9 protein-coding genes are annotated in these 13328 nt (G+C 31.8%); 8 read left to right on the top strand and 1 reads right to left on the bottom strand.

Features of this window, described 5'->3' with window-relative positions:
* Positions 1-103 precede the first annotated feature (103 nt).
* On the bottom strand, positions 104-1663 hold the full coding sequence (locus tag FP421_RS00820; protein WP_159946639.1) for a hypothetical protein: 1560 nt from the start codon (positions 1661-1663) through the stop codon (positions 104-106).
* A 131-nt stretch (positions 1664-1794) separates the two neighbouring features.
* Here FP421_RS00820 and FP421_RS00815 point away from each other — a divergent pair, with 131 nt between their 5' ends.
* From FP421_RS00815 to FP421_RS00780, 8 genes are all read left to right on the top strand, one after another.
* Positions 1795-2970: a 2-isopropylmalate synthase gene (locus tag FP421_RS00815; protein WP_159946637.1), complete on the top strand. Its 1176-nt coding sequence runs from the start codon at positions 1795-1797 to the stop codon at positions 2968-2970.
* 112 nt (positions 2971-3082) lie between these two features.
* The gene (gene leuB / locus FP421_RS00810) at positions 3083-4204 is read left to right on the top strand and encodes a 3-isopropylmalate dehydrogenase (RefSeq protein WP_159946635.1); all 1122 of its coding nucleotides are present in this window, start codon (positions 3083-3085) and stop codon (positions 4202-4204) included.
* A gap of 354 nt (positions 4205-4558) precedes the next feature.
* Complete coding sequence (gene ilvD / locus FP421_RS00805) at positions 4559-6235, top strand: dihydroxy-acid dehydratase (protein WP_159946633.1); 1677 nt, start codon at positions 4559-4561, stop codon at positions 6233-6235.
* A gap of 99 nt (positions 6236-6334) precedes the next feature.
* Positions 6335-8068: a biosynthetic-type acetolactate synthase large subunit gene (gene ilvB, locus FP421_RS00800; RefSeq protein ID WP_159946631.1), complete on the top strand. Its 1734-nt coding sequence runs from the start codon at positions 6335-6337 to the stop codon at positions 8066-8068.
* Between the two features lie 83 nt (positions 8069-8151).
* Positions 8152-8688 carry an acetolactate synthase small subunit gene (ilvN, locus tag FP421_RS00795; protein WP_159946629.1) on the top strand — a complete coding sequence of 179 codons (537 nt, stop codon included), beginning with the start codon at positions 8152-8154 and terminating at the stop codon, positions 8686-8688.
* Between the two features lie 10 nt (positions 8689-8698).
* Complete coding sequence (gene ilvC / locus FP421_RS00790; protein ID WP_159946627.1) at positions 8699-10174, top strand: ketol-acid reductoisomerase; 1476 nt, start codon at positions 8699-8701, stop codon at positions 10172-10174.
* 79 nt (positions 10175-10253) lie between these two features.
* A complete protein-coding gene (gene ilvA / locus FP421_RS00785; RefSeq protein WP_159946625.1) occupies positions 10254-11516 on the top strand; it encodes a threonine ammonia-lyase IlvA in 1263 nt (420 codons plus the stop codon).
* Positions 11517-11672: 156 nt separating this feature from the next.
* Positions 11673-13265, top strand: a complete 1593-nt coding sequence (locus FP421_RS00780) for an NADP-dependent glyceraldehyde-3-phosphate dehydrogenase (RefSeq protein ID WP_159946623.1) — start codon at positions 11673-11675, stop codon at positions 13263-13265.
* Positions 13266-13328 lie beyond the last annotated feature (63 nt).

The following is a 13328-nucleotide window of genomic DNA, read 5'->3' as shown; positions in this document are numbered from 1 at the left end:
CAGTATTATTTAATTTTCTACCTTTGAATAGTGATTATTTCTTGAATTTAACTAATTTATATTAATCTGTTAAAAAATTAGTGTTTCAAATGTGTTTTTTTTACTACTTAGCTAATTGATTTGTCTTTTCTTTAATAATTAAAGCAATGGGTTTATTTTGGATTTTACTTTCTAACCAAGACAAAATATCTAAATACAAGAACGCTCTTTTTTCATAAGGATGGTTTTCGAACACTTTTAACTTTGTATGAATTTTCTTGAATTCGTTTTTAATTTCATGCGGAAAAACATCACTTAAATCTCTTATAGAGGTCAAGAAAACTTTTTGAACTTCTTGTAAGTTCTCCATTTTCAGTAAGAATTTATAGGTATCTAAAAATTGTCTTTCCAAATCATAATCTAATCCACATTCATAATGTGCTATCAGATTTAAAATACGAGCAAAACATTGTAAATCTTCTGCAGAACCTAAGTTTTTAGACTTAATAATTTTCTGTAAATAAGAAATACATTCTCTGTTTTTACCCATTCCAAAATACAAACAAGCAATTTTATAATAGAGTAAAACTACATAATGATTGTCAAGTCTGTTTTTGTATTTGTAAATTTTATTATTGATTACATCTACCAAATATTCTCCTTTTTCAAAAGAACCTTCCAAAAAGTGTAAATGCAATTTGTTAGAATAGAAATACAGGAAAATTAGGAGTTCTGTATTGGTATTCATTGGTATTAACTTCTTGTCAATTTCAGATTCAAAATGCATCAATTCCTTTTTAAAAGTAGTTACTTTTTTAACTAGAAAAGAAGCTTCTAATAAATAATTTTTTGACTTTAAATAAAAAACAGGGTGAAGATTAATTAATTTTTGACTATCAAATAAGTCTACACATTTTCTAGCATATTTATAACTTAATAGAAAATCTTGAACTAAAAAACTATGCCATAAATGCGCTTTATTTAACCATAATCTTTCACGAAAACCTAATTTTTGATAATCATACTTAGGCATTCTATCGTTAAAATACTTGTCAATAAATTTTAACTCTTCTTCATTTTTAACATATCCATTTTGTAGTAAGTGGCTATACAATTGCAGTGATAAATTAGATAATTTACTGGCAATAACATTTTGCTGACTTAAATCTTTAGCTTGTATTGAGAGTTGATCTGCTCTATTACTTAAACTTCTTGTAATGTATTGTGTTTCAATTACTTTTTCGAGTTCAACAATTTCGTAAGCAATGTTTTTTTCTTCATTATCTAAAGCCATGTTTTTAGCTTTGTCAAGAAGTTTTAAACTTTGTTTGTACAACCCTTTTTGATATAAAACTGTTGCAAAATCCAATTGCTCTCTAATTTGAATTCTTACATTTTTATGTGCGGGATTCAGTCGTAAACTAATCAAAATTTGCTTGTATAAATGTGCTTTTAAGTTAGATAATTGTTGCTTAGATACAATTCCGCTTCCAATAATTACTTTTTCGTCATAAGTTTTTAACTTTTCTAAAAATTTAAATAATGAGAAGAATTTAGCATCAACATTGCCATCTAATCTACCCACATAGAGATTAAATTGTCTCTTCTCAGATTTAGTTAAAGACTTAATTAAAACAAAAAGAGCATCATTTTGTTGATTGGCTGATGTAACACTTTTACTCATAAAAAACTGATAATAAAGTATTTATGTTTTTTTAAACGAAATTAGAAATCGTATAGAATGGTAAAAATAACTATTTATTTTAATCTCTATACATACATTTGATATATAATAAGATAATCTTTACATAAATTATGCAAGATAATAAGGTTCAAATTTTTGATACTACATTGAGAGATGGAGAACAAGTTCCAGGTTGTAAGTTAGATACTAAGCAAAAATTAGTAATTGCTGAAAGATTAGACTTACTCGGAGTAAATGTTATTGAAGCAGGTTTTCCAGTGTCAAGCCCTGGTGATTTTAATTCAGTCTCAGAAATTGCAAAAATTGTAAAAAATGCAACAGTTTGTGGTTTAACCAGAGCTGTAGAAAATGATATTAAAGTTGCATCAGAAGCTTTAAAATTTGCGAAGCACCCAAGAATTCATACAGGTATTGGAACAAGTGATTCTCATATTCAGTTCAAATTTAAGTCATCTAGAGAGGCTGTAATTGAAAGAGCTGTTAAAGCAGTTTCTTACGCAAAATCTTTTGTAGAAGATGTTGAGTTTTATGCAGAAGATGCTGGTAGAACAGATAATGAATACCTTGCAAGAGTTTGTGAAGAAGTTATTAAAGCAGGAGCTACTGTTTTAAATATTCCAGATACAACAGGATATTGTTTACCTGAAGAATATGGAGCTAAAATGAAGTACTTACGTGAAAATGTAAAAGGAATTGATAATGTAATTCTTTCTTGCCACTGTCATAATGATTTAGGTATGGCAACTGCAAATTCAATTTCTGGCGTTATTAATGGTGCTCGTCAAATAGAATGTACAATTAATGGTATTGGTGAGCGTGCAGGAAATACAGCTTTAGAAGAAGTTGTAATGGTGTTGAAACAGCATCCATATTTAAATTTAGAAACAAGTATCAATACAAAACTATTGTATGATACAAGTATAATGGTTCGTGAAAGTATGGGGATGCCTGTACAACCTAATAAAGCAATTGTTGGAGCAAATGCATTTGCACACAGTTCTGGAATTCATCAAGATGGTGTTATCAAAAACAGAGAGACTTATGAAATTATGGATCCTGAAGATGTTGGAGTTACAGAAAGCGCCATTGTATTAACGGCAAGAAGTGGTAGAGCAGCATTAGCTTACAGATCTAAGAAAATAGGTTATGAATTAACCAAATTACAATTAGACGTTGCTTATCAAGAGTTTTTAAGAACTGCAGATCAACAAAAAGAAGTTAAAGATCAAGATATTCATAATATCATGAAAGAAGTGAATAAAACTTCTAAAGTTGCAATAGCATAAATAAATAATATACATCAATCAAAGTAACTTTGTCTTCATAGGTAGTTGTGATTTTTGAGTCGACTAATTTAAAATAAATAACTACCTTTGATACGACAAATAAGAGTAGAAAATGAAATATACATTTGCAGTAATTCCCGGAGACGGAATTGGTCCTGAAGTTACCAATCAAGCAAAGAAAGCATTAGATGCTGTTGCTGAAGTGTATGACCATATTTTTTTATACAAAGAAGCTCAAATGGGAGCTTGTGCGATAGATAAAACAGGAGTTCCTCTACCAGAAGAAACCATAAGAACCTGTAAAGAAGCAGATGCAATTTTATTTGGTGCTGTTGGTGATCCTAGGTTTGATAACGACCCGTCAGCTAAAATAAGACCTGAGCAAGGTTTAATGGAATTAAGACAAGAACTAGAATTGTTTTGTAACATTAGACCAATAAAAGCATATCAAAAATTACTAAAAAACTCTCCACTTAAAAAAGATATTATAGCAGGTACAGATATCGCTATTTTTAGAGAATTAACAGGTGGAATCTACTTTGGTAGAAAAGAATTAAGTAAAGATAAAAAAGTAGCTTATGATGCATGTCAATACTCTGTAGATGAGATTACCAGAATTACACATTTAGCTTTCAAAGAAGCTCAGAATAGAAACAAAAAAGTAACATTAATAGATAAGGCAAACGTTTTAGAAACATCAAGACTTTGGAGAAAAACAGTTACTGAAATAGCAAAAGAATATAAAGATGTAGCTTTAGATTTTATGTTCATAGATAATGCTGCAATGCAAATTGTGATGAACCCTACACAGTTTGATGTTATTTTAACAGAAAACCTTTTTGGTGATATTATATCTGATGTTGCTACTGTTATTGGAGGTTCTATTGGTATGTTGGCATCAAGCTCTATTGGTGAAAAATATGCTTTATTTGAACCAATTCACGGAACCTACTCTCAAGCAAAAGGAAAAGAAATTGCAAACCCTTTAGCGTCAATATTGTCAGCGGCAATGATGTTAGAATATTTAGGTTTAGAGGAAGAAGCAGATGCAATTCAAAGAGCTGTAGATAAATCTTTAGATTTAGGAATTACAACACAAGATTTAAAAGCTAAAAATCAAACAGCGGCATTAACCTCTAAAATTGGAGATTTTATTGCTGATTATATTCAGAATCAAGAAGATAGTAATATGAATTTTAAAAACATTCATATGGGGCAAAGCACTATTATCTAAAATAATTAAAATTTTATTTGGAAAACAAGATTTGATTTTCAAATATTTGGTTAGAGAATGAAAAAACAAATTTTAAATATTATTTCTATTATCGTTGTCATCGTAATAATTACGACATGATAAGGAAGTGATATTTATATATAATATTTAAATAGAAACCTTCCTGTAAAATGGAAGGTTTTTTATTGCATTTATTTTAACAATTGAACATCATATTAGAATAGGGTTAATTATTTAGTAAACAGTAATTTACGTTGTTTTTTTAACACTTGAAAGTAAAGAATTATATTTAATTTTATGCAATAAAAATAGCGAAATAGAATAATTTAGTCAACAAATAGAATAAAATAGTAAATGAAACTAAACAAACATAGCAGCAGATTAACACAAGATGAATCTCAACCAGCATCACAAGCAATGTTGTATGCAGCAGGATTAACTGATGAAGATATGCAGAAAGCACAAATCGGTATTGCCAGTACAGGTTATGATGGCAATCCGTGTAATATGCACTTAAATCGTTTAAAAGACGAAGTCAAAGTAGAGTGTAATATTGCTGATATGGTCGGTTTAGGATTCAATACAATTGGCGTTTCTGATGGTATTTCTATGGGGACTTCAGGTATGAATTACTCTTTAGTTTCTAGAGATATTATAGCAGATTCTATTGAAACAGTTATGAATGCACAGAGTTATGATGGTTTAATAGCTATTGTGGGTTGTGATAAAAACATGCCAGGATCAATTATGGCGATGTTGCGTTTAAATCGCCCATCAATAATGATGTATGGAGGTTCTACTGCGTCAGGAGAACACAAAGGAAAAAAATTAAATATTGTTTCGGCTTTTGAAGCTTTAGGTCAAAAAGTTGCAGGTGAAATTGACGAAGTAGAATATAAAGAAATTATAAAGAAGTCTATTCCTGGAGCAGGTGCTTGTGGTGGCATGTACACTGCAAATACTATGGCTTCAGCTATTGAATGTATGGGGTTTGCATTACCTTATAATTCATCTATTCCTGCTGAAAACCCAAATAAATTATCTGAAGCAGAAAGATATGCTAGAGCCATTAAAAATTTATTAGAATTAGATCTAAAACCTAAAGATATTATTACAAAAAAATCTTTAGAAAACGCGGTTACTTTAGTAAACGCTCTAGGTGGTTCTACAAATGCAGTATTGCACTTTTTAGCAATTGCACATGCAGCAGATATCGATTTTAAATTAGAAGATTTTCAAAGAGTAAGTGATAAAACTCCATTAATTGGTGATTTAAAACCATCAGGAAAATACTTAATGGAAGATGTTCATGGAATTGGAGGAATACCAGCAATTATGAAATATTTGTTGGAAAACGGATATTTACATGGAGATTGTATGACAGTTACAGGTAAAACTCTAGCTGAAAATTTAGCAGATGTTGAAGCTATTGAATTTGAAGAACAAGACATTGTTTATCAAAAAGAAAATGCATTAAAAAAATCTGGAAACTTACAGATTTTATACGGTAACCTTGCTGAAGAAGGTGCTGTAGCAAAAATTTCTGGAAACGAAGGTTTATTGTTTGAAGGAAAAGCCGTCGTTTATGATGGTGAACAAGCTGCAAATACTGGAATTTCAAATGGAGAAGTTGAAAAAGGAGATGTGGTCGTCATTAGATATGTAGGTCCAAAAGGAGGTCCAGGAATGCCAGAAATGTTAAAACCAACATCCTTAATTATGGGAGCAGGTTTAGGAAAATCTGTGGCATTAATTACAGATGGTCGTTTTTCTGGAGGTACCCATGGTTTTGTGGTAGGGCATATTACACCAGAAGCAATAAATGGAGGTGCTATTGGATTGATTGAAACAGGAGATAAAATCAGAATTAGTGCAGAAGATAATTCTATCAATGTGTTAATTTCTGATGAAGAATTGGCAGAAAGAAGAGCAAATTGGACAGCTCCTGAGCCAAAACATAAAAAAGGAATTTTATACAAGTATGCAAAATCAGTAGCATCTGCATCTAAAGGATGTGTTACAGATTTGTAAAAAAATAGAGAAAAGAGAGTGTAGAAAAAGAAGAAAGATGACATATTACAAAGTCTTAATTCTTTTCTCTTTGTTCTCTAATCCAAAAAGAAAAATAATATGGATACACAAACCATAAAAACACAAAAAAAAGCTACCAAAACTACAGACCGTATTTCTGGTAGTGAGGCAATTGTTAGGTGTTTAATTGAAGAAGGAGTAGATATTCTTTATGGATATCCAGGAGGAGCAATTATGCCTGTATATGATGAGTTGTACAAATATCAAGGTAAGATTCATCACGTTTTAACACGTCATGAACAAGGAGCAACACATGCTGCTCAAGGTTATGCAAGAATTTCAGGAAAAGTAGGTGTAGCAATGGCTACTTCTGGACCAGGAGCAACCAATTTAATTACTGGTATTGCAGATGCACAAATAGATTCTACACCCATGGTGTGTATTACAGGGCAAGTGCCATCTCATTTATTAGGTTCAGATGCATTTCAAGAAACCGATATTGTGGGTATTTCAACTCCAGTTACTAAATGGAACTGTCAAGTAACCAAAGCAGAAGATATTCCAGAAGCAATAGCTAAAGCATTTTACATCGCAAAAAGTGGAAGACCAGGTCCTGTTTTAGTTGATATTACTAAAGATGCTCAATTTGATGAATTTGATTTTTCATACAAAAAATGTACACAAATAAGAAGTTATAATCCTATTCCAGAAACAAATATTACAAAGGTTGAAGAAGCTGCTAATATTATTAATTCAGCAAAAAAACCATTAATTGTTTGGGGACAAGGAGTAATTTTAGGTAAGGCAGAAGAGCAGTTGAAAGCAGTTGTTGAAAAAGCAGGGATTCCTGCAGCTTGGACCATTTTAGGGGCCTCAGCAATTCCAACTTCTCATCCTTTAAATGTGGGTATGGTTGGTATGCACGGAAATTATGCGCCAAATATGTTAACCAATGAATGCGATGTTTTAATTGCAATTGGGATGCGTTTTGATGATCGTGTAACAGGCAGTTTAGATACCTATGCAAAACAAGCAAAAGTAATTCACTTTGAAATTGATGCTGCAGAAGTTGATAAAAACGTAAAAACAGATGTTGCAGTTTTAGGTGATGCTAAAGCGAGTTTAGAAATGTTATTACCATTATTAAATGAAAATTCTCACGACGAATGGCATCAAAAATTTAAGGATTTATATAAAATCGAATACGATAAAGTCATAAAAAACGATTTATATCCAACAAAAGAAGGTTTAACTATGGCTGAGGTGTTGAAAGAAATCAACATTCAAAGTGAAGGTAAAGCTGCTATTGTAAGTGATGTTGGTCAGCATCAAATGATTGCATGTAGATATGCTGATTTTAACGTATCTAAAAGTAATATTACTTCTGGTGGTTTAGGAACAATGGGTTTTGGTTTGCCAGCAGCAATTGGTGCAAAAATGGCAGCTCCAGAACGTGAAGTAGTTTCTATTTCTGGTGATGGAGGTTACCAAATGACTATTCAAGAATTGGGTACTATTTTTCAACAAAAAGCAGCTGTAAAAGTAGTGGTCTTAAACAACGATTTCCTAGGGATGGTTCGTCAATGGCAACAGTTATTTTTTGACAAAAGATATGCCTCTACAGAAATGGTAAACCCAAATTTTGTGGCAATTGCAGAAGGATACTATATCAAGGCAAAAAAAGTGACAAAACGAGAAGAATTAGCACCAGCTGTAAAAGAAATGATGGAGAGTAAAGAAGCGTATTTCTTAGAGGTTTGTGTAGAAAAAGAAGATAATGTGTTTCCTATGATTCCATCAGGAGCCAGTGTCTCAGACATTCGTCTAGAATAGGAAGTTTTAAGAAATGTCACTTCGAGTGATTTTTTGAAGAATGAAAAAAATAGTATCGAGAAGTCTCAGTTAAAGAACATAAAATGAGTACAGAAGAAAAACAATTATACGCGGTATCAATTTATACTGAAAATAATATAGGACTGCTGAACAGAATTTCAGCAATATTCCAAAGAAGACACATTAACATAGAGAGTTTAAATACCTCTCCATCAGAAATAGAAGGAGTTTCTAAATTTACTATTGTTGTAAATATGGATGAGGTAAACATCAAAAAAATTATTGGTCAGATAGAAAAGCAAGTAGAGGTAATTAAAGCATACTATCACAATCTTGATGAAATTATTTATCAAATTGCAGGTTTGTTTAAAATTAAATCAGAATTATTGTTCGAAGAACGTCAAATTCAGAACATTATAAAAGAAAGTAATTCGAGAATTGTAACTGTAAATAGAGAATTTTTTGTGCTAGAAAAATCAGGAAAAAAAGAAGAAATAGTTGAGTTATATCATCAATTAGCTCCTTTTGGCATTATGCAATATACAAGATCAGGGTTAATAGCAGTTACCAAAGAAGAAATGAAAATATCATCGCTTTTACAAGCAATCAAAAACAATTAAATAAACAACAATGTCAAATTATTTTAACACATTAACATTAAGAGAAAAACTAGAACAATTAGGAAAATGTCGTTTTATGGAGGCTTCAGAATTTGAAGACGGTGTAAGCGCATTAAAAGGAAAGAAAATTGTTATTGTGGGCTGTGGAGCACAAGGTTTAAATCAAGGTCTAAACATGAGAGATTCAGGTTTAGATATATCTTATACGTTAAGACAAGCAGCTATTGATCAAAAAAGACAATCTTACATTAATGCTACAACAAATAATTTTGCTGTAGGTAGTTATGAAGAAATGTTGCCAACAGCAGATTTAGTAATTAACTTAACGCCAGATAAACAACATACCAATGTTGTAAATGCAGTGATGCCTTTAATGAAAAAAGGAGCTACATTAAGTTATTCTCACGGTTTTAATATCGTAGAAGAAGGGATGCAAATCCGTAAAGATTTAACCGTAATTATGGTAGCACCAAAATCCCCTGGATCTGAAGTTCGTGAAGAATTTAAAAGAGGTTTTGGAGTACCAACATTAATTGCAGTACATCCAGAAAATGATCCTGAAGGAAAAGGTTGGGCACAAGCAAAAGCTTATGCAGTTGCCACTGGAGGTCACACAGCTGGGGTTTTAGCATCTTCTTTTGTTGCTGAGGTTAAATCTGATTTAATGGGAGAACAAACCATTTTATGTGGTTTGTTACAAACAGGTGCTATCTTATCTTTTGACAAAATGGTAGAAGAAGGAATTGATGCAAGTTATGCTGCCAAATTAATTCAATATGGGTGGGAAACTACAACTGAGGCTTTAAAACATGGAGGAATTACCAATATGATGGACAGATTGTCTAATCCTGCAAAAGTAGAGGCATTCCGTTTATCAGAAGAATTAAAAGACATTATGCGTCCATTGTTCCAAAAACATATGGATGATATCATGACTGGTCATTTCTCTAAAACTATGATGGAAGACTGGGCTAATGATGATGTAAACTTATTAACTTGGAGAGCTGCAACTGGTGAAACTGCCTTTGAAAAGCAAGAAATCACAGACCAAGAAATCCCTGAGCAAGAATATTTTGATCACGGAACATTATTAGTTGCTTTTGTAAGAGCGGGTGTAGAATTGGCTTTTGAAGCAATGACAGAATCAGGAATTATTGATGCCTCTGCATACTATGAGTCTTTACACGAAACTCCATTAATTGCTAATACTATTGCACGTAAAAAATTATTCGAGATGAATCGTGTAATTTCTGATACTGCAGAATATGGTTGTTATTTATTCGATCATGCTTGTAAACCTTTATTAGCTGATTTTATGAAGACAGTTTCAACAAATGTTATTGGAAAATCATTTAGTTCTGAAAACGGAGTTGATAACCAAGAATTGATTAGAATTAATAAGATTATTAGAAACCATCCAGTAGAAATTGTTGGAGAGCAATTAAGAGCTTCTATGACAGCAATGAAAGTGATAAAATCTGCATAAAGAAATTATAATCCCCCAATTTTAATATAAACCTGTCAGATTTAAAAGTTTGACAGGTTTTCTTTTTTACTTTTGAACCATGCAAACAAAAGAAACCTATTTTCCTACTTTAGAAAGTGTAGAACAGGCAGCTCAAAATTTAGAAGGAGTAGCTTTAAAAACACCATTAAGTGAAAACACAAACCTATCTAAAGAGTTTGGTGCTACTATTTTTTTTAAAAGAGAAGATTTACAAGTAGTACGTTCTTATAAAATAAGAGGTGCGTATAACAAAATGTCTTCTTTAAATGATGATGAAAAAGAAAGAGGTATTGTTTGTGCAAGTGCTGGAAATCATGCTCAGGGTGTAGCCTTATCTTGCAAGCTATTACAAATAGAAGGAACTATTTTTATGCCCTCACCAACTCCTAATCAAAAGATAAATCAGGTAAAAATGTTTGGTGAAGAGTTTATTAATATTGTCATTGAAGGAGATACTTTCGATGATGCTTATAATGCTGCAAAACAAGAATGTGATGCAAAAAATAAATTTTTTATTCATCCTTTTGATGATAAAAAAGTTATTGAAGGTCAAGCAACAGTTGGGTTAGAGATTCTAAATCAAACTGATCAAAAAATCGACTATATCTTTGTTCCTGTTGGAGGTGGAGGATTATCTTCTGGGTTGTCATCAGTATTTAAAAATGTGTCTCCAGAAACTAAAATAATTGGAGTTGAGCCAGAAGGAGCTCCATCAATGTTGACTTCTATTCAGCAAAATAAAAATATTACTTTGCAAAAAATAGATCCCTTTGTAGATGGTGCAGCAGTTAAAAAAGTGGGTGATTTAAATTTTGCAATTTGCCAGGAAAATTTACACAAAGTAATTACAGTTCCTGAAGGAAAAGTATGTCAAACCATTTTAGACTTGTACAATAAAGATGCAATTGTAGTAGAACCTGCTGGTGCGTTAAGTATTGCAGCGTTAGATTTTTTTGCTGATGAAATTAAAGGCAAAAACGTAGTTTGTGTGGTAAGTGGAAGTAATAATGACATCACTAGAACTGCAGAAATTAAAGAAAAAGCGTTGTTATATGCCAATTTAAAACACTATTTTATTGTAAAATTTCCACAAAGAGCAGGTGCTTTAAAAGAGTTTGTTGCTGAAATTTTAGGGCCAAATGATGATATCACTCACTTTGAATACACTAAAAAAAGTAACAGAACAAATGGTGCAGCAGTTGTAGGTTTAGAGCTAAAATCAGCTAAAGATTTAGCACCTCTAATCAAAAGAATGAAAGCAAATAATTTCTATGGTGACTACCTAAATGATAAACCCGATTTGTTTCAGTTTTTAGTTTAAAATAACTATAGATTCTATAGGTTCAACAAAACCAAACTCAATGGTTTTCGTATTTTTCAAATTTTAGTAGGGTAATATCTTGCTATTTTTTGTTAATTTGAATTAAATAAATTCAATTAGATTAGTTTTTTAACTCTGATTGAGAAATACCAATTTATGAAGAAACAATTTAAACAAATTCCAGATCAATATAAAATCACCGAGTTAAAACACCAAACAACTTATTTGATTGGAGGTGAACTAAAAGAGTGGAAAGGCGAAATGGCAGAAGTATATTCTTCAATTTCATCAACTAAAGAATATCAACCCACTTTATTAGGAACAGTTCCTAATTTAACAGCATATGAGGCTATAGAAGCATTAAATTCTGCTTACAGAGCCTATGACAAAGGACAAGGTTTATGGCCAACAATGCGAGTTGCAGATAGAATTGGTTGTATGGAAGAATTTGCAGAGCAAATGAAGACCAAACGAGATGAGGTAGTTAAATTATTGATGTGGGAAATTGGAAAATCGTTGCCAGATTCAGAAAAAGAGTTCGATAGAACTGTAGAATACATTTACGATACCATTGAGGATTACAAGCAAATGGATAGAAATTCTGCAAAGTTTCAAAAAAATAGCGGAGTTTACGCACATGTTAGACGTGGACCTTTAGGAGTTGTGTTGTGTTTAGGACCATACAATTATCCTTTAAATGAAACTTTTGCCTTATTGATTCCTGCTTTAATTATGGGGAATACAGCTATTTTTAAACCTGCAAAACATGGGGTTTTATTACTGTCACCATTAATGGAGGCATTTCAAAATTCTTTTCCAGAAGGTGTGGTAAATGTTATTTACGGTAGAGGTAGAGTATTGGCAACGCCAATTATGAAAACGGGTAAAGTAGACGTGTTGGCGTTAATTGGAAACAGTAAATCTGCCAATGCAATTCAAGCAAATCATCCTTATAAAAACAGGTTGCGTTTAGTTTTAGGTTTAGAAGCTAAAAACCCTGGAATTGTATTGCCAGATGCAGACTTAGATTTGGCAATTAACGAGTGTATTACTGGGTCAACTTCTTTTAACGGACAACGTTGTACAGCATTAAAAGTATTGTACGTACACGAACATATTGTAGATAAATTCAACAAACGATTTGCAGAAAGAATAGATGCATTAAAATTTGGGAATCCTTGGGATGATGGTGTAAAATTAACCCCATTACCAGAACCAGGAAAACCAGCTTATATTCAAGAATTGATTGATGATGCCAAAGAAAAAGGTGCAGCAATCATCAATAAAAAAGGGGGAGAAACAACAGATAATTATATTTTTCCTGCTGTATTATATCCAGTTTCAAAGGATATGAGAGTGTATGAAGAAGAACAATTTGGACCAGTAATTCCTGTAGTTTCGTTTAAAAATATTCAAGAGCCTTTAGATGACATGGCAGAATCTAATTACGGACAACAAGTAAGTGTTTTTGGTAGCGAAGTAAGAACCTTAGCACCGTTAATAGATACTTTAGTAAACTTAGTGTGTAGAGTAAACTTAAACAGTGCTGCACAACGTGGGCCAGATGTTTATCCGTTTACGGGAAGAAAAGATTCTGCAGTGGGTACCTTAAGTGTACACGATGCCTTACGTTCTTTTTCTATTCGAACTTTTGTAGCTTCTAAAGACACAGAGTATAACAATGCTATTTTAGAAGAATTGTTAGATAAAAAAGCGTCTAATTTTATTAGTACAGATTATTTGTTGTAAACTAATTCTAAATATAAATAAAAAAGTCTCCAATCATTGGAGACTTTTTTCGTTTTAAAAGAA

The organism is Polaribacter septentrionalilitoris, from assembly GCF_009832745.1.
Taxonomy (GTDB): Bacteria; Bacteroidota; Bacteroidia; order Flavobacteriales; family Flavobacteriaceae; genus Polaribacter; species Polaribacter septentrionalilitoris.
Note: the sequence above shows the minus strand (reverse complement) of the source record. Positions and strands in the feature narration are given on the sequence as shown.